At 72.7% G+C, this 22432-nt stretch carries 16 protein-coding genes; 12 read left to right on the forward strand and 4 right to left on the reverse strand.

The window, feature by feature from the left end; all coding sequences use genetic code 11:
* Positions 1 to 34: 34 nt before the first annotated feature.
* The 6 genes from ligA (at position 35) to gatB (ending at position 8323) form a co-directional block, all read left to right on the forward strand.
* Complete coding sequence (ligA, locus tag ABTZ91_RS08355; RefSeq protein ID WP_352076335.1) at positions 35 to 2212, forward strand: NAD-dependent DNA ligase LigA; 2178 nt, start codon at positions 35 to 37, stop codon at positions 2210 to 2212.
* Positions 2213 to 2496: 284 nt separating this feature from the next.
* Positions 2497 to 4638, forward strand: coding sequence for a bifunctional diguanylate cyclase/phosphodiesterase (locus ABTZ91_RS08360; RefSeq protein ID WP_352076336.1), 2142 nt, complete (start codon positions 2497 to 2499; stop codon positions 4636 to 4638).
* A gap of 111 nt (positions 4639 to 4749) precedes the next feature.
* The gene (gene gatC / locus ABTZ91_RS08365) at positions 4750 to 5046 is read left to right on the forward strand and encodes an Asp-tRNA(Asn)/Glu-tRNA(Gln) amidotransferase subunit GatC (protein ID WP_016642027.1); all 297 of its coding nucleotides are present in this window, start codon (positions 4750 to 4752) and stop codon (positions 5044 to 5046) included.
* A gap of 7 nt (positions 5047 to 5053) precedes the next feature.
* Complete coding sequence (gatA, locus tag ABTZ91_RS08370; protein WP_352076337.1) at positions 5054 to 6556, forward strand: Asp-tRNA(Asn)/Glu-tRNA(Gln) amidotransferase subunit GatA; 1503 nt, start codon at positions 5054 to 5056, stop codon at positions 6554 to 6556.
* Positions 6557 to 6561: 5 nt separating this feature from the next.
* On the forward strand, positions 6562 to 6795 hold the full coding sequence (locus tag ABTZ91_RS08375; protein WP_352076400.1) for a hypothetical protein: 234 nt from the start codon (positions 6562 to 6564) through the stop codon (positions 6793 to 6795).
* A gap of 16 nt (positions 6796 to 6811) precedes the next feature.
* On the forward strand, positions 6812 to 8323 hold the full coding sequence (gatB, locus tag ABTZ91_RS08380) for an Asp-tRNA(Asn)/Glu-tRNA(Gln) amidotransferase subunit GatB (protein ID WP_352076338.1): 1512 nt from the start codon (positions 6812 to 6814) through the stop codon (positions 8321 to 8323).
* An 80-nt stretch (positions 8324 to 8403) separates the two neighbouring features.
* On the opposite strand, the gene ABTZ91_RS08385 is transcribed toward gatB, so the two are convergent.
* Positions 8404 to 9627 carry an acyltransferase gene (locus ABTZ91_RS08385; protein WP_352076339.1) on the reverse strand — a complete coding sequence of 408 codons (1224 nt, stop codon included), beginning with the start codon at positions 9625 to 9627 and terminating at the stop codon, positions 8404 to 8406.
* A 392-nt stretch (positions 9628 to 10019) separates the two neighbouring features.
* Between ABTZ91_RS08385 and ABTZ91_RS08390 the strand changes: the two genes are divergently transcribed.
* The 5 genes from ABTZ91_RS08390 to ABTZ91_RS08410 all read left to right on the forward strand — a co-directional run bounded on the left by ABTZ91_RS08390 (position 10020) and on the right by ABTZ91_RS08410 (position 18512).
* Positions 10020 to 12164, forward strand: coding sequence for a phosphocholine-specific phospholipase C (locus ABTZ91_RS08390; protein ID WP_407077918.1), 2145 nt, complete (start codon positions 10020 to 10022; stop codon positions 12162 to 12164).
* A 149-nt stretch (positions 12165 to 12313) separates the two neighbouring features.
* The gene (locus tag ABTZ91_RS08395) at positions 12314 to 14566 is read left to right on the forward strand and encodes an MMPL family transporter (protein ID WP_352076341.1); all 2253 of its coding nucleotides are present in this window, start codon (positions 12314 to 12316) and stop codon (positions 14564 to 14566) included.
* Positions 14544 to 15104, forward strand: a complete 561-nt coding sequence (locus ABTZ91_RS08400) for a GNAT family protein (RefSeq protein WP_352076342.1) — start codon at positions 14544 to 14546, stop codon at positions 15102 to 15104. The genes ABTZ91_RS08395 and ABTZ91_RS08400 overlap by 23 nt, the downstream gene beginning before the upstream one ends.
* A gap of 154 nt (positions 15105 to 15258) precedes the next feature.
* Entirely contained in the window at positions 15259 to 15444 is a 186-nt protein-coding gene (locus tag ABTZ91_RS08405; protein WP_352076343.1) for a hypothetical protein, read from the forward strand.
* Between the two features lie 32 nt (positions 15445 to 15476).
* Positions 15477 to 18512 (forward strand): AAA family ATPase, encoded by a 3036-nt coding sequence (locus ABTZ91_RS08410; RefSeq protein WP_352076401.1) that lies wholly within the window; start codon positions 15477 to 15479, stop codon positions 18510 to 18512.
* On the opposite strand, the gene ABTZ91_RS08415 is transcribed toward ABTZ91_RS08410, so the two are convergent.
* The 3 genes from ABTZ91_RS08415 to ABTZ91_RS08425 all read right to left on the reverse strand — a co-directional run bounded on the left by ABTZ91_RS08415 (position 18396) and on the right by ABTZ91_RS08425 (position 20953).
* Positions 18396 to 18680: a DUF6191 domain-containing protein gene (locus ABTZ91_RS08415; protein WP_352076402.1), complete on the reverse strand. Its 285-nt coding sequence runs from the start codon at positions 18678 to 18680 to the stop codon at positions 18396 to 18398. The two genes, ABTZ91_RS08410 and ABTZ91_RS08415, sit on opposite strands and share 117 nt — an antisense overlap.
* A gap of 32 nt (positions 18681 to 18712) precedes the next feature.
* A complete protein-coding gene (locus ABTZ91_RS08420) occupies positions 18713 to 19849 on the reverse strand; it encodes a PQQ-dependent sugar dehydrogenase (protein ID WP_352076344.1) in 1137 nt (378 codons plus the stop codon).
* Positions 19850 to 19951: 102 nt separating this feature from the next.
* Positions 19952 to 20953, reverse strand: coding sequence for an aldo/keto reductase (locus ABTZ91_RS08425; RefSeq protein ID WP_352076345.1), 1002 nt, complete (start codon positions 20951 to 20953; stop codon positions 19952 to 19954).
* A 75-nt stretch (positions 20954 to 21028) separates the two neighbouring features.
* On the opposite strand from ABTZ91_RS08425, the gene ABTZ91_RS08430 reads away from it, so the two are divergent.
* Complete coding sequence (locus tag ABTZ91_RS08430) at positions 21029 to 21991, forward strand: 2-hydroxyacid dehydrogenase (protein ID WP_352076346.1); 963 nt, start codon at positions 21029 to 21031, stop codon at positions 21989 to 21991.
* The last annotated feature ends 441 nt before the right edge of the window (positions 21992 to 22432 follow it).

Here is a 22432-nt window from a genome sequence, read left to right on the forward strand (position 1 = left end):
GACCGGGTTTCAGGCTACGGGAGGACGAGGAACGGTGGCAGTCGAACAGGGGGCCCCCGCCGAGGCGCGGGAGAGGCACGCCGAGCTGGCGGAGCAGGTCGAGGAGCACCGCTTCCGGTACTACGTGAAGGACCAGCCGGTCATCAGCGACGCGGAGTTCGACCGGCTCCTGAGGTCCCTGGAGGCCCTGGAGGAGGAGTATCCGGACCTGCGGACGCCGGACTCGCCGACCCAGAAGGTCGCGGGGACGTACGAGACGGACTTCGCCTCCGTCGAGCACCGGGAGCGGATGCTCTCGCTGGACAACGCCTTCGACGACGCGGAGCTGGCGGCCTGGGCCGAGCGGATCGCCAAGGACGTCGGCACGAGCGACCACCACTTCCTGTGCGAGCTCAAGGTCGACGGCCTCGCGGTGAACCTCACGTACGAGCACGGGCGGCTGACCCGGGCGGCGACCCGTGGCGACGGCCGTACGGGCGAGGACATCACGCCGAACGTGCGGACGATCGCGGACGTCCCCGAGCGGCTGCGCGGCGAGCGCGTCCCGGCCCTGGTGGAGATCCGCGGCGAGGTGTACTTCCCGATGGAGGCCTTCGAGGGGCTGAACGCGCGTCTGGTGGAGGCGGGGGACAAGCCGTTCGCCAATCCGCGGAACGCGGCGGCGGGTTCGCTGCGTCAGAAGGACCCCAAGGTGACGGCGACCCGCCCGCTGCACATGGTGGTCCACGGCATCGGCGCCCGTGAGGGCTTGGAGATCTCCCGCCTGTCCGAGGCGTACGAGCTGCTGCGCGAGTGGGGCCTGCCCACCGCCCGGCACAACAAGGTCGTCTCCGGTCTCGACGGCGTACGGGAGTTCATCGCGTACTTCGGCGAGAACCGCCACTCGGTGGAGCACGAGATCGACGGGGTCGTCGTCAAGCTGGACGAGATCCCGCTCCAGGGCCGGCTCGGCTCCACGGCGCGCGCCCCGCGCTGGGCGATCGCGTGGAAGTACGCGCCGGAGGAGGTCAACACCAAGCTGGTCGACATCAAGGTCGGTGTCGGCCGCACGGGCCGCGTCACGCCGTACGCGCAGGTGGAGCCGGTGACGGTGGCCGGTTCCGAGGTCGAGTTCGCCACCCTGCACAACCAGGAGGTGGTGAAGGCCAAGGGCGTGCTCATCGGCGACACGGTGGTGCTGCGCAAGGCCGGTGACGTGATCCCGGAGATCCTGGGCCCGGTGGCGGACCTGCGGGACGGCAGCGAGCGGGAGTTCGTGATGCCGGCCGAGTGCCCCGAGTGCGGAACGCCGCTGAAGCCGATGAAGGAGGGGGACATCGACCTGCGCTGCCCGAACGCGCAGTCGTGTCCCGCGCAGCTGCGGGAGCGGCTGTTCTTCCTGGCGGGCCGTCAGTGTCTGGACATCGAGAACTTCGGCATGGTCGCGGCGGCGGCCCTCACCCGCCCGCTGGAGCCGGCCGAGCCGCCGCTGAAGGACGAGGGCGATCTGTTCGACCTGACGATCGAGCAGTTGCTGCCGATCAGGGCGTATGTCCTCGACCCGGACAGCGGGCTGCCCAAGCGGGACCCGAAGACGGGCGAGGAGAAGATCGTCTCCGTCTTCGCCAACCAGAAGGGCGAGCCGAAGAAGAACGCCCTGGCGATGCTGGCGAACATCGAGGCCGCGAAGACGCGTCCGCTGGCCCGCTTCATCAACGGGCTGTCGATCCGCCATGTGGGTCCGGTCGCGGCCGAGGCGCTGGCCCGGGAGTTCCGGTCCCTGGAGCGGATCGAGCAGGCGACCGAGGAGGAGCTGGCGGCGGTCGACGGCGTCGGCGGGATCATCGCGGCCGCGGTGAAGCAGTGGTTCTCCGAGGAGTGGCACCGGGAGATCGTGCGCAAGTGGCGCGCGGCCGGGGTGAGCTTCGAGGACGAGGGCGCCGGCGAGGAGCGGGGGCCGCGTCCGCTCGACGGACTGACCGTGGTCGTCACGGGCACCCTCCAGAACTACACCAGGGATGGCGCAAAAGAGTCGCTGCAAGCCCAGGGTGCGAAGGTGACCGGTTCCGTTTCAAAGAAGACCGCCTTCGTCGTTGTCGGTGACAACCCGGGCTCCAAGTACGACAAGGCCGTGCAGCTGAAGGTTCCGGTTCTGAACGAGGAAGGGTTCGCCGTGCTGCTCGAACAGGGTCCCGAAGCCGCCGCGGAGGTGGCCCTCCCGGTCGCCGAGTAACCGCGGGCGGCCGCCCCACCGGGCCGCGGAAGCTCACCCGTTCGGCGCATACCAGATCGTTACGGGTGGCCGGGTCGCATTCGGGCAAGACATGGAGAGCGGTGCCCGTAGCAGCCCTCCGCGGCCTAGTGTGGTGACCGTGCGTCCGTCGCGCACGGCCGTGCGAAGGCCCTGCCGGCGCGCAGGAGCAGGACACGCGGTACGGCACGCGACCGGACGACGGCCCAGTGGCATGACGACGGCCCCGCGTTGCGACCGCACCGCCGGCTGTGAGAGGGACGGGAATGAAACCGACCGAGAGTGCCGCCCCGGTCGCACGGCCCCAGGGCCGCGCGGCATTCGTGGGCATCACCTCCGGGCTGCCCGGAGCGCTGGTGGGCATCGCCGCCGTCGTGCTCACCGCCGGACTGTACCGGGCGCTGAGCACCGGCGAAGGGCTCTTCCCCGGCGGCGCCGCCGGCTGGTCCCTCGCCGTCCTCACCGGCCTCATCGTCGGCCATCTGGTGGCGCTCGGCCGCGACCGCTGGTGGGGCGGCACCGGCTCCGGCGCCGCCCTCACCCTGGCCGTCCTGCTCCTCTACGGATGGGTGGCCGCCTCCCTGGTGTCGCTCACCGTGGTCGTCCTCGTCGCCGCCGCCCGCCGCCACCGCTGGCGACAGGGCCTGCTGCACGGCGCCGTGGACGTCATCGGCACCGGCGCCGCCGCCCTCGTCCTCGCCACCTTCGGGGACGTGCCCACCGTCGCGGCGCCCTGGCGACCCCTCGACTGGGGGATCGCCGACGTACCGGAAGTGGCGCTGGCCGCCGTCGCCTATCTCGTGGCGACCCGGATGCTGCTGTGGTATGCCCTCGCCCCGCAGGGCGGCGCCCTGCCCACCGCCGCCCGCACCGCCCTGCTCCGGCAGGGCCTGGTCGCCGTCGCCCTGCTCGGCATCGCCCCCCTCATCTGCGTCGTCGCCGCCTCCCGGCCCCCGCTGCTGCCGCTCTTCGCCGTCCCGCTGATCGCCCTCGACTCCACCCTGTGGATCGCCCGCGCCCGCGCCGAGGAGCAGCTGCGCGACCCGCTCACCGGACTGCCCAACCGCCAGTGGCTCCTGGAGCGCACCTGGACCGCCCTGGAGGAGGCCGAGGGCGAGGGCGTCCGCTCGGCCCTGGTCCTGATCGACCTCGACCGATTCCGCTCGGTCAACGACACCCTCGGACACCTCGCCGGCGACCGGCTGCTCCTCCAGATCGCCGAACGGCTCCGCCTCGCCCTGCCCCGCGGCGCCGAGGCCGCCCGCCTCGGCGGCGACGAGTTCGCCGTCCTGCTGCCCACCGCCGACTCCACCACCAGCGCCCAGCGCGTCGCCCGCCACCTCGTCGCGGAGCTCTCCTCCCCGCTCGACCTCGACGGCCTCACCCTGGTCCTGGAGGCCAGCGCCGGCGTCGCCGTCTTCCCCGAGCACGCCCTCGACGCCGAGGGCCTGCTGCGCCGCGCCGACGTCGCCATGTACCAGGCCAAGCGCGACCGCACCGGCGTCGAGGTCTACGAGTCCAAGCGCGACTCCAACACCCCCGACCGCCTCGGCCTCCTCGGCGACCTGCGGCGCGCCCTCGACGCCGGCGAGGTCGAGCTGCACTACCAGCCCAAGGTCCGCTTCGACGGCCAGGTCGCCGGCCTGGAGGCGCTGGTCCGCTGGGTCCACCCGGAGCGCGGCAAGGTCCCGCCGGACGAGTTCATCGCCATCGCCGAGTCCTCCGGCCTGATGCCGCACCTCACCGAGTACGTCCTGGAGACGGCCCTCGCCCAGGTGGCCCGCTGGCGCGCCCAGGGCCTGGACGTGCCCGTCGCCGTCAACGTCTCCCCGCGCGACGTCCACACCCCCGGCTTCGCCGGCGCCGTCGCCGCCCGGCTCGCCCGCCACGGCGTGCCGGCCGGCGCGCTCCAGCTGGAGATAACGGAGCACGTGCTCCTGGAGGACCCGCAGCGGGCCGCCGACACCATGGCCGGGCTCACCGGCCACGGCGTCAAGATGTCCCTCGACGACTTCGGCACCGGCTACTCCTCCCTGGTGCACCTGCGCCGCCTCCCGGTCAGCGAACTGAAGATCGACCGCTCCTTCGTCGCCCGGCTCGCCGTCGACAACGAGGACGCCGAGATCGTCCGCTGCACCGTCGACCTCGCCCACTCCCTCGGCCTGCTCGTCGTCGCCGAGGGCGTCGAGGACGACGAGACCTGGGAGCGGCTGCGCGACCTGGGCTGCGACGCCGTCCAGGGCTGGCTGGTCGCCGCCGCCATGCCGCCCGGCGAGACCACCGCCTGGCTGCGGGCCCGCGGCGAGCACGGCTGGCGCCGGCCGTCGGAGATCGCGGCGGCCGCCGCGGCCGTCGCGGAGCCGGTGATCGTGGAGGTCGAGCACCCCTCTGGCCAGGTCGTCCAGTAGCCCCTCGCGGATCCCGGGGCGGCCGCCCGGGGGCAAACCGTTTCACGGGGAGCGGCGCCGGCCCCATAGGATTGGGCCAACACCATCAAACTCACCCCGATGAGGATCCGCATGCCTGGCATCACGCGCGAGGAGGTCGCCCACCTCGCCCGGCTGGCGCGTCTGGAGCTGAAGGACGAAGAGCTCGATCACTTCGCCGGTCAGCTCGACGACATCATCGGCGCGGTCGCCCGCGTCTCCGAGGTCGCCGACCAAGACGTACCGCCGACCTCCCACCCGTTGCCGCTGACCAATGTCATGCGCGCGGACGAGGTCCGTCCGTCGCTCACCCCCGAGCAGGCGCTCTCCGGCGCCCCGGCCCAGGAGCAGCAGCGTTTCAAGGTGCCGCAGATCCTGGGGGAGGACTAAGAACGTCATGACGGACAACAGCACCATCATCAAGCTCACCGCCGCCGAGATCGCGGCGAAGATCGCCTCCGGCGAGCTCACCGCCGTCGAGGTGACCGAGGCCCACCTCGCCCGCATCGAGGCCGTCGACGAGAAGGTCCACGCCTTCCTGTACGTCGACCGCGAGGGCGCCCTCGCCCAGGCCCGTGCCGTGGACGAGAAGCGGGCCCGCGGCGAGAAGCTGGGCCCGCTCGCCGGTGTGCCGCTCGCGCTCAAGGACATCTTCACCACCCGGGGCGTGCCCACGACGGTCGGTTCGAAGATGCTCGAGGGCTGGATCCCGCCGTACGACGCCACCCTGGTCAAGAAGCTCAGGGCCGCCGACGTGGTGATCCTGGGCAAGACCAACATGGACGAGTTCGCGATGGGCTCCTCCACGGAGAACAGCGCCTACGGACCCACCGGCAACCCCTGGGACCTGACCCGGATCCCCGGCGGCTCCGGCGGCGGCTCCTCGGCCGCGCTCGCCGCGTACGAGGCCCCCCTCGCCATCGGCACGGACACCGGCGGCTCCATCCGCCAGCCCGCCGCCGTCACCGGCACCGTCGGCGTCAAGCCGACCTACGGCGCGGTCTCCCGCTACGGCATGGTGGCCTTCTCCTCCTCCCTGGACCAGGGCGGCCCCTGTGCCCGTACGGTCCTCGACGCGGCCCTGCTGCACGAGGCCATCGCCGGACACGACCCGCTCGACTCGACCTCCATCGACCTGCCGGTCCCGCCGGTGGTCGAGGCGGCCCGGAACGGCTCGGTCGCGGGCATGCGGGTCGGCGTCGTGAAGCAGTTCCGCGGCGAGGGCTACCAGGCCGGCGTGATGCAGCGCTTCGACGAGTCCGTCGAGCTGCTGAAGTCGCTGGGCGCCGAGATCGTCGAGGTGGACTGCCCGTCCTTCGACCTCGCCCTGTCCGCGTACTACCTGATCGCTCCCTCGGAGTGCTCCTCCAACCTGGCCCGCTTCGACGGCCTGCGCTACGGCCTGCGCAGCGGCGACGACGGCACCCGGTCGGCCGAGGACGTCACCGCGCTCACCCGCGAGGCCGGTTTCGGCCCCGAGGTCAAGCGCCGCATCATCCTCGGTACGTACGCGCTGAGCTCCGGCTACTACGACGCGTGGTTCGGCTCGGCCCAGAAGGTCCGTACGCTCATCACCCGTGAGTTCGAGAAGGCCTTCGAGCAGGTCGACGTGATCGTCTCCCCGACGACCCCGACCACCGCCTTCCCGATCGGCGAGCGCGCCGACGACCCGATGGCGATGTACCTCGCGGACCTGTGCACCATCCCGACCAACCTGGCCGGCAACGCCGCCATGTCGCTGCCCTGCGGCCTCGCGCCGGAGGACGGTCTCCCGGTCGGCCTGCAGATCATCGCCCCCGCCCTGAAGGACGACCGCCTCTACAAGGTCGGTGCCGCCGTCGAGGCCGCCTTCGTGGAAAGGTGGGGTCACCCGCTGCTCGAGGAGGCTCCGTCGCTTTGAACGCCATGGCCAAGAAGGCGAAGAACTTCAAGAAGTCGAAGACCGGCGTCTACGTGTCGCTGGCCACCACCGCGTTCGGCGCGGTCAGCGTCGCCAAGCAGGCGAAGCTGGCCCGCAACGACGGTGACATGCTGCGTCTGGTCGACGCCGCCGTGTCCGCCGCCGCCATCGTCACCGGCCTCGCGATCCTGTACCGCGAGCTGAAGCGCCTCGGCGACGACGACGTCCTGCTGGGCTGAGAGGGAAAGTTCCACCGTGACTGTCACTGAACTGCTGTCGTACGAGGCGGCGCTCGCCGCGTACGACCCCGTCATGGGCCTGGAGGTCCATGTCGAGCTCGGCACGAAGACGAAGATGTTCTGCGGCTGCTCGACCGAGCTGGGCCAGGACGCCAACACGCAGACCTGCCCGACCTGCCTCGGCCTGCCGGGCTCGCTTCCGGTCGTCAACGCGGTCGGCGTGGAGTCCGCCATCAAGATCGGCCTCGCGCTGCACTGCGAGATCGCCGAGTGGTGCCGCTTCGCCCGGAAGAACTACTTCTATCCGGACATGCCGAAGAACTTCCAGACCTCCCAGTACGACGAGCCGATCGCCTTCGACGGCTATCTGGACGTCCAGCTGGAGGACGGCGAGGTCTTCCGCGTGGAGATCGAGCGCGCCCACATGGAGGAGGACACCGGCAAGTCCACCCACATCGGTGGCGCGACCGGCCGCATCCACGGCGCCTCGCACTCGCTGCTCGACTACAACCGGGCCGGCATCCCGCTCATCGAGATCGTCACCAAGCCGATCGTCGGTGCGGGCGAGCGCGCGCCCGAGGTCGCCAAGGCGTACGTGGCCGAGCTGCGTGAGCTGATCCGTGCCCTGGGCGTCTCCGAGGCGCGCATGGACAAGGGCCAGATGCGCTGCGACGTGAACCTGTCGCTGATGCCGAAGGGGTCCACCACCTTCGGTACGCGCTCGGAGACGAAGAACGTCAACTCGCTCCGTTCCGTGGAGCGGGCGGCGCGCTTCGAGATCCAGCGCCACGCGGCGGTCCTGGAGGCCGGCGGCACGATCGTGCAGGAGACCCGTCACTTCCACGAGGACGACGGCACGACCACCTCCGGCCGCATCAAGGACAACGCCGAGGACTACCGCTACTTCCCGGAGCCGGACCTGGTGCCGGTGGCCCCCTCCCGCGAGTGGGTCGAGGAACTGCGCAAGGGCCTTCCGGAGCTGCCGCGGGTGCGCCGCAACCGGCTGCGCGAGGAGTGGGGCGTGTCCGAGCTGGACATGCAGGCCATCCTCAACGCGGGTGCGGTCGACCCGATCGTCGGCACGATCGAGGCGGGCGCGGACGCGGCCTCGGCCCGTAAGTGGTGGATGGGCGAGCTGGCCCGCAACGCCAACGAGCAGGGCGTCTCCCTGGAGGAGCTGCCGATCACCCCGGCGGACGTGGCCCGCGTGTCGGCCCTGGTCGCCTCCGGTGACCTGAACGACAAGCTGGCCCGTCAGGTCATCGAGGGCGTCCTGGCGGGCGAGGGCACCCCGGACGCGGTCGTGGAGAAGCGCGGTCTGAAGGTCGTCTCCGACGACGGCGCGCTCGGCGCGGCGGTCGACGAGGCCATCGCCGGCAACGCGGCCATCGCCGACAAGATCCGCGGCGGCAAGGTCGCGGCGGTCGGCGCCCTGGTCGGCGCGGTCATGAAGGCCACCCGTGGCCAGGCCGACGCGGCGAAGGTCAAGGACCTGATCCTGGAGAGACTGGGCGTCAGCGAGGGCTGAGCCCAGGCGGTACGGCCACGAGAGCGGCCCCGCACCGGAAGTCCGGTGCGGGGCCGCTCTCGTGCGCTCAGGGGGCGGGCTCAGTGGGCCCACTCGGGGTTCTCCTTGGGCCCCAGCCCCTTGGTGAGCTTGCGCCGCAGCCACCTGCTCATGGGCTTCTCGACCCAGCGGTAGATGCCGTAGGAGAGCAGCAGCATGGCGGTGGTCGTCACCACGATGTTGCCCCAGGGGCCGAGCTCGGGGACGTGCCGGGTCAGGCCCTTGGCCAGCGGGATGCCGATGCTCATGTGGACGAGGTAGAAGGGGTAGGTGAGGGCGCCCGCGGTCACCAGCCAGCTCCACTTGATCTTCCTGAGCGGGCCGAGGGAGGCCAGCATGAGGACCGCGAGGAAGCCGGTGACGAGCAGGGCGCACAGGGTCCAGGAGACCGTGTTCTCGGTGTTGGACGTGGCGGGGTGCCAGTTCACGCGGATCTGCAGGACGCTGAGCTGGTAGGCCCACGCCATGCCGAGCAGGAACCACAGCATCAGGTTCTGGCCGAAGCGGCACATCAGGTAGACGGCGATGCCGGCGATGAAGTAGCCGGCGTAGGTGCTGAGGACGAACTGGTCGAGCAGCTTGAACCCGGTGGAGTGGGTGACGAAGGCGGCCACGAGCCACACGGTGCAGAAGCCCATCATCCGCGCGTAGGTCGTGCCGAACTTCAGGACGATGACCATCAGCAGGTAGAAGCGGGCCTCCACGTCGAGCGTCCAGGCGACGCCGTCGAGCAGTCCGACCTTGAGCGGTCCCGGGAACATCGTCAGGTTCGACAGGACGACCCGCGGGTGGATGACCGAGTAGATGTCGCCGGTCTGCATGGGGATGATCGCGATGCGGGCGACGATCAGCAGGATGACGAACCAGTAGGCCGGGAAGAGCCGGGAGATCCGGGAGACCGCGAACTGGCCGGGCGTGCGGCCCCAGGCGCTCATACAGATGACGAAGCCGCTGATGAGGAAGAACATCTCCACGCCGAGCCAGCCGTACATCGAGGCCCGGTGCACGAGGTACGAGAAGACCTTGGGGGATTCGCCCCAGATGGCCGGATTCGTCGTTCCCAGGAAATGGAACGCGGCGACGAAGAGGCACGCCGCGAGTCGCAGCCCGTCCACGAGCGCCAGCCGCGGCGGGCGCACTTTGCCGGTGCCGTTCGCGTCCTTGGCGGGTGTGCCGGTGCCCGTCGGCACGGGCGCGGGTGCGGCCTCGGGTGCGGGTGCGGAGGGAGTGGCCGGCGCCGGCTCCACGGTCTGATGTGTGGTCATGGGGCCCCCAGGGTTCGGCCGGTCAGAACTGGCCGCCCCTTCCGCCGGCGCGCGGGCGGGCACCCGGGTGCTGACTGGCGGACGCGGATGCGCGCACGTGCGCGTACGGAAGCCTGACCCGTCACAGGATCGGCTGGCCTCGCGGCGCGAACCGACGTTCGTGAATCGAACGTGACACGGAGAATTCGCGCGGCGTGTACTTTTCCTTCCTTTGGGGTTCCTGTCAAACACCTGTCCTTCGACGGAGAAATCACCCGATCCACACTATGTCTGAATTGGCGTGAAATGAGTCCTTGGACTTCCGAGTCCGGGTTCTTGGACGTTCATCGCCGTGCCCCCGCCGGGTCTTCTCGCGGTCATCCCGGCTCACTACCGTCCCCGCCGTACCCCCAATGGCTCGGAAGCGAACCATTGGCTGTCGACGAGGAGGTCGGGGCGTGTCACCGGAGATTTCGCGCAGAAGGCTGCTCGCGCTCGGCGGAGGCGCCCTCGGGGTCGCCGCCACCGGATCGCTGCTGCCGCCGTCGCTGCAGGCGGCGATGGCCGCCGAGCCGCCGGCCGGCGGGATGGCGGCGGTGCGCCATGTGGTGATCCTGATGCAGGAGAACCGTTCCTTCGACCATTACTTCGGCACCCTCCGCGGCGTCCGCGGGTTCGGCGACCGCAACGCCGTCGAACTGCCTTCTGGCGCATCGGTGTTCGAGCAGCCCGACCCGCTCGGCCGGACCGTGCTGCCGTTCCCGGTGCGCGGCGCCGCCGAGGCGCAGCGCAAGGACCTGCAGTACATCGGCGACCTCGACCACTCCTGGAGCGGCGGCGGCAAGGCCTGGCGCGGCGGCTGGATGGACGGCTGGGTCTCGGCCAAGACCGCGGCGACCATGGCGTACTACGACCGGCGGGACATCCCGCTGCACTACGAGCTCGCCGACACCTTCACCATCTGCGACGCCTACCACTCCTCGGTCCACACCTCCACCAGCCCCAACCGCAACCACCTCTGGTCCGGCTGGACCGGCTACGAGGCGGACGGCAGCCGCGCCGTCACCAACGCCGCCTACGCGGAAGGCACCCACCCCGGCTACGGCTGGTCCACCTACGCCGAGCGGCTCGAAGCCGCCGGGCGCAGCTGGAAGACGTACACCGAGTGGGAGAACTTCACCGACAACAACATCGAGTTCTTCACCAGCTTCAAGAAGATCGCCCGCAAGGCACTCGCGAAGACCGGCGGACACACCTTCATGGAGTCCTTCTACGCCGCCGTCCGCGAGAGCGCCGACGCCGCGGAGCGGGCCCGGCTCCTCGGCCTCCTGGAGGAGGGCGTGGCGACCCTCACCGACGCCGAGCGCTCCCTCTTCGAGCGGGGGCTGCGCCGGGTCGAGACCGGCACCCTCGCCGACGCCTTCCGCGCCGACGTCGCCGCCGGCACCCTCCCCGAGGTGTCCTACCTGGTCCCCTCCGCGATCGACTCCGAGCACCCCGGCTCCTCCTCGCCGATCGCCTCCGCCACCCTCGTCTACAAGGTGCTCGACGCCCTCGGCTCGCACCCGGACGTCTGGCGCCACACCGTCGTCCTGATCAATTACGACGAGAACGACGGCTTCTTCGACCACGTGCCGCCGCCCGTGCCGCCCGCCGACGACACCGACGAGCGCTGGAAGGGCCTGCCCACCGGACTCGGCATCCGGGTCCCGCTGCTCGTGATCTCTCCCTGGTCCGTCGGCGGCTACGTCTGCTCCGAGACCTTCGACCACACCTCCGTGATCCGCTTCCTGGAGCGGCTGACCGGCGTCGAGGAGCCCAACATCACCCCCTGGCGCCGGGCCGTCACCGGCGACCTCACCTCCGCCTTCGACTTCCACCGGACCCGGCGGCAGCCGCCCGTCGAGGAGCCGGGCCCGATCCCGCCGTTCACCGGCCGCTGGCGGCCGCAGCCGCCGGCCGTCCAGTCGATGCCCGTCCAGGAGCCCGGCACCCGCCCGGCCCGCCCCCTGCCGTACCAGCCGGACGCCTACGCGAAGGTCGAGGACGGTCAGGTCTCCGTCACCCTCCGCAACACCGGACGGGCGAGCGCGCACTTCGCCCTGTATCCGTACGCGGGGGAGTTCGCCGTCCCGCAGCACCAGGACGTCAGGGGCACGGCACCCTGGAGGGTCCCCCTCACGGGTGATCACTACCGCTTCACGATCACCGGCCCCAACGGCTTCCGGCGCGAGTTCGAGGGCCCCGCGGCCGGCGGCGCCGAGCTCCTCTCGCGCATCGACCACCACGACCGTGACCTGCACCTCACCGTCCGCAACGACACGGACGCCCCGGTCGCCTTCACGGTCCGGCCGCTCGGGTACGTCGACCCGGAGGACCTCGGCGAGCGCGGCCGCTGGACCCGTACGGTGACCGTGAGGCCCGGCAGGACCCGTACCGTCGTGCACTCCGCCGCCGACGCCCACGGCTGGTACGACATCGAGGTGACCGGCCCCGACGGCTTCCGCCGCCGCCTGATGGGTCACATCGAGAACGGGCGCCCCAGCGTGTCGGGCTGAGGCCGCAGCTCAGGGGCAGGGCGTGCCGGACCACGGGACCACCGGCCCGTATCCCGGCACGCCCTGTGAGGATCGCCACGAAACGGGCAAACGATCACGATTGGCTGCGAGAGTGGGCGGAGCACCGAACCACCCAGGGAGCACGTCCTTTGGCAGCCATCGCACGGTGGTGCATCAAGCACCGCCTCGTCGCCGTTCTGCTCTGGCTCCTCGCCCTCGGCGGGACCGCCACGGGAGCGGCGGTCGCCGGAAGCGCGTACTCCAACGACTACGAGGTCCCCGGCACCGAGTCCGGCCGCGCCACCGCCCTGCTGGAACGGGGCTTCCCCGGCGCCGGCGGCGACAGCGACACCATCGTCTGGCACACCGACCGGGGCAGCGTGCGCGCCGCCGCGGTCGAGGAGCGGATGACCGACGTGCTCGACGAGGTCGCCGAGCTGCCCGGCATCACCTCCGTCACCTCCCCCTACGAGTCCGCTCCCGGCCAGATCAGCGAGGACGGCCGCACGGCGTACGCGACCGTCACCTTCGGCGCCCAGGCCGACGACATCCCCGTCGGCCAGGCCCAGGCCCTCGTCGACACCGCCAAGGCCGCCGCGGGCGACCACCTCCGGGTCGAGCTCGGCGGTACCGCCGTCGCCCTCACCGAGGCGCCCGGCGGACACGTCGCCGAGGCCGTCGGCGTCGTCGTCGCGGCCGTCGTCCTCTTCCTCGCCTTCGGGTCCCTCGCCGCCTCCGCGCTCCCCATCGCGACCGCCCTGGTCAGCGTGGGCACCGCCTACGCCGGGATCGTGCTCCTCGGCCACGTCATGACGGTCGCCGACTTCGCCCCGATGCTCGGCATGCTCATCGGCCTCGGCGTCGGCATCGACTACGCGCTGTTCATCGTCACCCGGCACCGCAAGGGCCTCAAACGGGGCCTGCCCGTGCCCGAGGCCGCCCGGATCGCGGTCGCCACCACCGGGCGCGCCGTCGTCTTCGCCGGCGCCACCGTCTGCATCGCCCTGCTCGGCATGCTCATCCTGCGGCTCGGTTTCCTCAACGGCGTCGCCATCGCCGCCTCCCTCACCGTCGTCCTCACCGTCGCCGCCTCCGTCACCCTGCTGCCCGCGCTGCTCTCCTTCATCGGCATGCGCGCCCTCAGCCGCCGCGAACGGCGACAGCTCGCCGAGCACGGCCCCCAGCCGGAGCTGCCGACCGGCTTCGCCGCCCGCTGGTCCGCCTTCGTCGAGCGCCACCCCAAGCTGCTCGGCGTGGTCGCCGCCGTCGTCATGGCGGTCCTCGCCCTGCCGACCTTCTCCCTCCACCTCGGCACCTCCGACCAGGGCAACGGCCCCGCCTCCGCGACCACCCGACAGGCCTACGACCTGGTCGCCGAGGGCTTCGGGCCCGGCGTCAACGGACCGCTCACCCTCGTCGCCTCCCTCGACGGCGCCGACGACCGGCTCGCCCTCGACGAGCTGCCCGAGCGGCTCGCGATCACCAAGGGCGTCGAGACCGTCTCCCCGGTCACGTACAACAGCTCCGGCGACACCGCCGTGCTCACCGTGGTCCCCGACTCCTCGCCCCAGTCCAAGGACACCAGCGAGCTCGTCGACCGGCTGCGCGACGACGTCCTGCCGACCGCCGCCGACGGCTCGTCGCTCCAGGTCCACGTCGGCGGCGTCACCGCCTCCTACGACGACTTCGCCGAGGTCATCGTGGGCAAGCTGCCGCTCTTCGTCGGCGTCGTGATCGCGCTCGGCTGCGTCCTGCTGCTGCTCGCCTTCCGCTCGATCGGCATCCCGCTGAAGGCCGCGCTCATGAACGTCGCCGCCGTGGCCTCCGCCTTCGGCGTGGTCGTCGCGATCTTCCAGTGGGGCTGGGGGAGCGAACCGCTCGGCCTCGGCAGCGCCGGCCCCATCGAACCCTTCCTGCCCGTGATCATGGTATCGGTGCTCTTCGGCCTCTCCATGGACTACCAGGTCTTCCTGGTCAGCCGGATGTACGAGGAGTGGCTGGAGACCGGTGACAACCGCCGGGCCGTCCGGGTCGGCCTCGCCGAGACCAGCCGGGTGATCAACTCGGCCGCGGTCATCATGATCTCCGTCTTCCTCGCCTTCGTCCTCTCCGGCGACCGCGTGATCGCGATGTTCGGCATCGCCCTCGCCGCCGCCGTCGCCCTCGACGCCTTCGTCCTGCGCACCCTCCTCGTCCCCGCCCTGATGCACATGCTGGGCGGGGCGAACTGGTGGCTGCCGCGCGCGCTCGACCGCGTACTGCCGCGGATCAGCATCGAGCCGCCCGAGTGCCGGGTCGCGGCCGACACCCGTGCGAAGATCCCCACGCGGGTGATCATTCCGCAGCCGGAGAAGGCCGCGCAGGCAGAGGAGAACGAGGATGTTCGCGATATCGCTGGGTGACGACGGTGCCGAGCTGACCCCCCTTCAGCCCTGGCAGGCCGAGGAGTTCCTCGCCCACATCGACCGCGGCCGGGACTTCATCGGCGCCCACGTGGGCCTGCCCGACATCGTCACCGACCTGGCCTCCGCCCGCGCCCACCTCGTCCGCTACGCCGAGAAGACCGCCCAGGACGCCGGCTACCTCTACGGCATCCGCGTCGACGGCCTGCTCGTCGGCGGCGTCATGTTCCGGATCTTCGACACCGAGAACGAGCTGGCCGAGGCCGGCTGCTGGGTCGAGCCCGGCTACGCCGGACGGGGCCTGGTCACCCGCGCCTGCCGGGTCATCATCGACTGGGCCGTCGAGCAGCGCGGCATCCACCGCGTCGAATGGCACGTCTCCTCCGCCAACGCCCCGAGCATCGCCGTCGCCCGCCGCCTCGGCATGCGCCGGGACGGCGTCCTGCGCGAGAGCTACCGCTACCGAGGCAAGCGCGCCGACATGGAGGTCTGGTCCGTCCTCGCCCCCGAATGGCGGGCCGCCAGGACCGCCCCCTAAGGCCCCCTCGCGGGCGCCTAAGGCCCCCCGTACCCCGAACATGCGGCACACGCCCGATGTGGCCGCACCCCCTGGGCGACGACAGTGGAGGCATCGCAAGGAGCGACACCGACACCGGATCCGGCACCGGATCCGACACCCCAGGGAGCACACGATGTTCGCGTACGAGCTGCACCGCGCCCACCACGCCGAGCTGATCCGCGAGGCCGCCGCCCAGCGCCTGACGCGCGAGGCCGTCCGCGCCGCCAAGGCACGCCGGGCGGTCCGCCGGGCGACCCGCCGCCAGGATCCCGAAGGGCGGGTGAGCGCCGACCCGAACCGCTTCACACGGGCCGCGTGACCCGTACGAGCGGGGCGACGGACGCCTGTGCGATGCTCGGCGGCGTGGAGACCAGGTCAGTCAGCCCCGTGTTCGTCGGCCGAGCCGGTGAACTCACCACCCTCACCGAGGCGCTCTCCCGCGGCGGCGCGGGAGAGCCCCAGGCGCTGCTCGTCGGCGGCGAGGCGGGCGTCGGAAAGACCCGCCTGGTCGAGGAGTTCACCCACCTCGCCCGCGCCCAGGGCGCCGTCGTCGCCGTCGGCGGCTGTGTCGAGGTCGGCGCCGACGGACTGCCCTTCGCGCCCTTCTCCACCGCCCTGCGCGCCCTGCACCGGCGCCTGCCCGCCGAACTCGCCGCCGCCGCCGACGGCCAGGAGGGCGAACTCGCCCGGCTGCTGCCCGAATTCGGCGACGTCGGCAGCCACGAGCCCGCCGCCGAGGACGGCACCGCCCGCCTCTTCGAGCTGACCGTACGGCTCCTGGAACGCCTCGCCGCCGACCGCACCGTCGTCCTCGTCCTCGAGGACCTGCACTGGGCCGACGCCTCCACCCGGCACCTGCTCGCCTACCTCTTCCGCACCCTGCACCGCGGCCGGATCGTGGTCGTCGCCACCTACCGCTCCGACGACATCCACCGCCGCCACCCGCTGCGCCCCCTCCTCGCCGAACTCGACCGGCTGCGCTCGGTCCGCCGCATCGAGCTCTCCCGCTTCACCCGCGCCGAGGTGCACCGCCAGCTCACCGGCATCCTCGCCGCCGAACCCGCCCCGGCCCTGCTCGCCGAGGTCTTCGAACGCTCCGACGGCAACGCCTTCTTCGTCGAGGAACTCGCCGCCTCCCACGCCTGCGGCCAAGCCACCGGCTCCCTCAGCGAATCCCTCCGCGACCTCCTCCTGGTCCGCGTCGAGACCCTCCCCGAGGACGCCCAGCGCGTCGTGCGGACCGTCGCCGAGGGCGGCTCCACCGTCGAGTTCGACCTGCTCGCCGCCGTCGCCCGGCTCTCCGAGGACGACCTCATCGAGGCCCTGCGGGCCGCCGTCGGCGCCAACATCCTCATCGCCGCCCCCGACGGCGACGGCTACCGCTTCCGCCACTCCCTGGTCCGCGAGGCCGTCAGCGACGACCTGCTGCCCGGCGAACGCTCCCGCCTCAACCGGCGCTACGCCGAAGCCCTGGAGCAGGACCCCGGCCTCGTCCGCGCCGACGAACGCGCCAACCGCCTCGCCACCTACTGGTACCACTCCCGCGACGCCGCCCGCGCCCTGCCCGCCGTGCTGCGGGCCTCCGTCGAGACCCGCAAGCGCTACGCCTACGCCGAACAGCTGCGGCTCCTCGAACGCGCCCTGGAACTGTGGGACGAGGTCCCCGACGAGGTCCGCGGCGCCCTGCGCCCCATGGACTACGCCGAGGCCTACCCCGCGTGCGGCTGCGACCCCGAGACCACCCCGCTGCGCTACCTCGACCTGCTCGCCGAGGCCGCCGTCGCCGCCCGGCTCTGCGGCGAACGCGAACGCGCCCTGAAGATCGGCAAGACGGCACTGCGCCTGCTCGACACCGACGAGGAACACGACCCGCTGCGCGCCGCCTGGTTCTGGACCGAACGCGCCCGGCTCCAGTCCAACCTGGCCCGCGGCGACGGCTGGGCCGAGATCGCCCGCGCCCAGGAACTCGTCCGCGGACTGCCGCCCTCCGCCGTCCACGCCCTGGTGCTCGCCGTCGCCGCCGGCTGGGGCATGCTCCGCAACCCCGGCCCCGACGCCCTCGCCGACGCCGAACGCGCCGTCGCGTACGCGCGCCTCGTCAAGGCCGAGGCCATCGAACTCACCGCCCGGGGCACCCTCGGCTGCATCATGGTGGCCGCCGGGGACACCGAGCGCGGACTCGCCGAACTCCACGCCGTACGCGAACGCACCATGGCCCTCGGCCAGTTCCACGAGGCCGCCCGCACCCATGTGAACCTCTCCTCCTGCCTGGAAGGGCTCGGCCGCTCCCACGAGTCCGTCGAGATCGCCACCACCGGCATCGACATGGCCCGCTCCCGCGGCCTGGTCGACAGCGCGGGCTGGATCCGGGCCAACCTCGCCGAGTCGCTGATCGCCCTCGGCGAGTGGGACCGCGGCCAGGAGGAAGCCGAACTGCTGCTCCGCACCGCGGCCGCCGGCACCAAACCGGGCGGCACCGCCCTGATGCTGCTCGGCCTCCTCGCCGTCCTGCGCGGCGAACCCGCCCCGGCCACCGCCCGCCTCGCCGAGGCCGCCGCCCGCTACGGCACCCGCGACCCCATGCCGCAGTACAGCCTGCCGATGGCCCACGTGGAGATCCTCGTGGCCGCCGCCGAGGGCCGCCTCACCGACGTACGGGCCGCCCTCGCCGCCGCGGCCGAGGCCGGCTTCCCGCCCGGCACCCACCGCTACGGCTGGCCGCTCGTCCTGGCCGCCGTCACCGCGGAGGCCGACGCCCGGGGCCTGCCCGCCGCCGCCGACGGCCGCCCCGCCGCCCTGGACCTCATCCGCCGCTGCGTACGGAACCTGGCCGCCCCGGCACCCGTCTGGCAGGCCCACTCCCTGCACGTCTCCGCCGAACTGGCCCGGGCCGAGGGCCGGGACACCGCCGAACGCTGGGCCGAGGTCGTCGCCGCCTTCGAAGAGCTCGACCGCCCCCACGATCTGGCCCGGGCCCGGCACCGGCTCGCCGACGCCCTCCTCGCCGAGGGCGGCCGGCGCGAGGAGGCCGCCGCGCTGCTCCGCGAGGCCCACTCCACCGCCGTCCGGCTCGGCGCCCACCCGCTGCGCGAGGACATCGAGCTCCTCGCGGCCCGCGCCCGCCTGACCCCGCTCACCCCCGACCGCACCGCGCCCGCGCCGCTCGAAGCCGAGGACGACGCCTTCGGCCTGACCCCGCGCGAACAGGACGTGCTGCGCCTGGTCGCCGAGGGCCGCACCAACCGACAGATCGCCGAGGAGCTGTTCATCTCACCGAAGACGGCGAGCGTCCACGTCTCCAACATCCTCGCCAAGCTGGGCGTCGCCGGCCGCGGCGAGGCCGCCGCCCTCGCCCACCGCCTCCGGCTCGTCGACGCCCCCGCCTGACCCGTCAGGCGCCCCGGCGGCCACGGGTATCCGTACGGTCACCTTCCCCGAGGCCAGGTCTATCGGCCCCTTGTGCGGAGCCCCGTCGCCCAGGTCCTCCCGGGTCAGGGCGAGCCGCCGGCGCTCGTCGTCGGTGTGCTTGCGGCCCGGCGCGAAGAGCTCTTCCATCAGGTTGAACACGTGCGGCCTCCTCTGAGGTGCTAACCGACCTCCAGCCGGAGGATCCGGTCGTCGCCCGGCCCCGGGGTGCCCCGGGTGTCGGTCTCGCTGGTCACCAGCCAGAGCCGGGAGCCGTCCCCGGTCGCCAGGACCGTGCGCAGCCGTCCGTACTCACCCGAGAGGAACGCCTGCGGCTCCCCGGAACGTTCCGCTCCGGAGAGCGGGACGCGCCACAGCCGCTCGCCTCTGAGCCCGGCCATCCAGATCGCGCCGCGCGCGTAGGCGATCCCGCTCGGCGAGGCCTCCGAGGTCGGCCACTGCGCCACCGGGTCGGTGAACCCGGAGCGGCCCGCCCGCCCCTCGGCCTCGGGCCAGCCGTAGTTCCGCCCCGGCCGGATGAGATTCAGCTCGTCCCAGGTGTTCTGCCCGAACTCCGCCGCCCACAGCCGCCCGTCCGCGTCCCAGGCGAGCCCCTGCACATTGCGGTGCCCGTACGAGTACACGACCGAGCCCGGGAACGGGTTGCCGGGCGCCGGGCGGCCCTCCGGGGTCATCCGCAGGATCTTCCCGCCGAGCGAGCCCTTGTCCTGGGCGAGCCCCGTCTCGCCGGTCTCGCCCGTCCCCGCGTACAGCATCCCGTCCGGGCCGAAGGCGATCCGGCCGCCGTCGTGCACGAAACCCTTCGGGATGCCCGTCAGCACCGGCTGCGGCGCCCCGAGCCGGTCGCCGGCCCCGCCCCCGTACCGCATCCGGACGATCCGGTTGTCCGAGGCGGAGGTGACGTACGCGTACACCCAGCCGTCCCGGACCGCGAGGCCCATCAGACCGCCCTCGCCGCCCGGCACCACCCCGGGGACCTCGCCGAGCGGCGTCTTGCGCCCGTCCCTGGCCGAGACGCGCGTGACCGTCCGCTCGTCGCGCGAGGAGACCAGCAGATCGCCCCCGGGCAGCTCGGCCAGACCCCACGGCGATCTCAGGTCCTCGGTGAGCGTCCCCGCCACTCTCACCGGCGCGCGCGGAGGGCTTGTCGCGGGGGGCGGAGAGGTGGTCGCGCGCGAGGCGGTCGGTGTGGCCGTGGGCCCCCCGTCCCCGTCCGAGGGCGACCCGCACCCGGCGGTCAGCAGCAGGGCGGCGACAGCGCCCGCCACGCCCTTCACGACGACTCGCCTTCGACCCATGCTCCCGATCCCTTCCCGCGGCGGTTCCTGCTCTTGATACACCGCTCGGCCCGTTCGGGTTCCCATCCGCCCGCGGCGGGTCTCGGAGGGCCGCCGAGAGTCCTAGTCCCAGGATCCCCTCGGCGCCGGCAGCGCCGCGATCTCCGCCAGGTCGGCGCGGTCGAGGACCAGGCCCGCCGCGCGGGCGTTCTCCACCGCCCACCGCTCCCGCTTCGCGCCGGGGATCGGGATCACGTGCGGGCCGCGGGAGAGCACCCAGGCCAGCGCCACCTGCGCCGGCGTGACGTCCTCGCCGTGCCGGGCCGCGACCCGGCGCAGGCCCGCCACCAGCGGCTGGTTGGCCGCCATCATCTCGGCCGTGAAACGCGGGTGCCGGGCCCGCGGGTCGTCCACCTCGAAGCCGCCGCCCGGCGTCAGCGTCCCGGTCAGATAACCGCTGCCCAGCGGCATCGCGGCGAGGAACCCCACGCCCCGCGCCGCGCACCAGGGCAGCAGTCGCACCAGCGCCTCCTGGGACCACACCGACAGCTCGGCCTCGACCGCGCTGACCGGGAACACCTGCTGGATCCGCTCCAGCTGCCGGATCGTTCCCTCGTAGCCGCCGCCCGGCGCCCCGCGCCGGGTCGAACGGGCACCCACCGCGCACAGGCCGAGCGCCCGCACCTTGCCCGCCCGCACCAGGTCGGCCATCGCTCCCCAGGTCTCCTCCACCGGCACCTCCGGGTCCGCCCGGTGCAGCTGGTAGAGGTCGATCACATCGGTCTGGAGCCGGCGCAGCGAGGCGTCGCACGCCCTGCGCACATAGCCGGGGCGGCCGTTGGCCACCACATGCCCGTCGCCCACGAGCAGCCCGCACTTGGTCGACACGAAGGCGTCCGCCCGGCGCTCCTTCAGCACCCGCCCGAGCAGCAGCTCGTTGGTGAACGGGCCGTACATGTCGGCGGTGTCCAGCAGGTTCACCCCGGCGTCCAGGGCCGCGTGCACCGTCCGCAGGGAGCGGTCGCCGCGCCGCTGCGAGCCGCTGTACGCCCAGCTCATCGGCATGCATCCGAGGCCCACCGCACCCACCGCGAGCGCCGCCGCCCCGATCGTCCTGCGCTCCACCTGCCGGTACCCCTCCCTGTGCCGCCCCCCAAAGTAACCAATGGCGCCCCGGATCCATCGCATAGCCTCCCGGTCATGACGTTCGATGACACCGCCGCCGACGTGTGGCTTCCGATTCCGGCCGACGAGATCGACGGGCTCCCCGCGCCGGGCGCGTCGGGGCTCAACTACCGCTTCTGGGACGGCGGCCCGGACTTCCCCGCGGATCCGGCGCGCTGCGCCTTCTACGTGGTGCCGTACATGAAGGGGGAGGAGATCGCCTGCCGGCCGCTGGCCGCGATGGACTCCGTCCGGGTCGTGCAGACGCTCTCCGCGGGCATCGACCACGTGACCCCGGGGCTCGGCGCCCTGCGCCCCGGCGTGCGGCTGTGCAACGCCCGCGGCGTGCACGAGGCCAGCACCGCCGAACTGACCCTCGCCCTGATACTCGCCTCGCTGCGCGGCATCCCCGGCTTCGTGCGAGGCCAGGACGCGGAGGAGTGGCGGGCCGGCTTCTACCCGGCGCTCGCCGACAAGTCCGTGCTGATCGTCGGGTACGGGTCGATCGGCGCCGCCATCGAGGACCGGCTCGTTCCCTTCGAGTGCGCGCGGGTGGTGCGCGTCGCGCGCTCCGCGCGCGCCACCGAGCGCGGTCCGGTGCACGCCCTGGCGGAGCTGCCCGCCCTGCTGCCCGAGGCCGACGTGGTCGTGCTCTCCGTCCCGCTGACGCCCGGGACCCGCCATCTCGCCGACGCCGGGTTCCTCGCCCGGATGAAGGACGGCGCCCTCCTGGTCAACGTGGCGCGCGGCCCCGTGGTGGACACGGCCGCGCTCCTCAAGGAGGCGGAGAGCGGCCGGATCACCGCCGCGCTCGACGTCACCGACCCGGAGCCGCTGCCGGCCGGGCATCCCCTCTGGCACGCTCCCGGTGTCCTGGTGAGCCCCCATGTGGGCGGCTCCACCTCCGCGTTCATGCCTCGCGCCAAGCGGCTGCTCGCGGCGCAGCTGACCCGGTTCGCGGCGGGGGAGGAGCCGGGGAACGTCGTCCTCACCACCTGATCGGCCGCCCTCGGGCGCGCGCCCCCTGAGTGCGCTGCTCGCAAGCCCCCTGGTAGTCACGGAGAGTACTGCACCCCTGTCCCTGAGTGACGATCCTGGTGTATGGTCCGGGATCGGGGGACCGCGTCGGGAACGGGCAGACGCCGGGGAGCGAAGTGACGGGACATCAGATTCCGAGGGGGGCGACGGGTGAAGCACGGCCGAGTGACCGACGATCCGACGTGGCGGTGCCGCCGCCGGCCATCCCTCCGCGCCTCGCAGCCGCCCTTCCGGACCAGCCGGTACCGGACCGGCCCGCCCACGTGGCCGGGCCGCCCCAGGACGACCGGGACACCGTCCCCGCCGCCCCGGGCGGCCGCGACACCCCCGCCGGCGCGGGTGGCCGCGACACCCCCGCCGGCACGGGTGGCCCCGTCGCCTCCGCCGGTGCGGGTACCCCCG

Origin of the sequence: Streptomyces sp. NPDC126499 (genome assembly GCF_040302485.1) — a bacterium.
GTDB lineage: Bacteria > Actinomycetota > Actinomycetes > Streptomycetales > Streptomycetaceae > Streptomyces.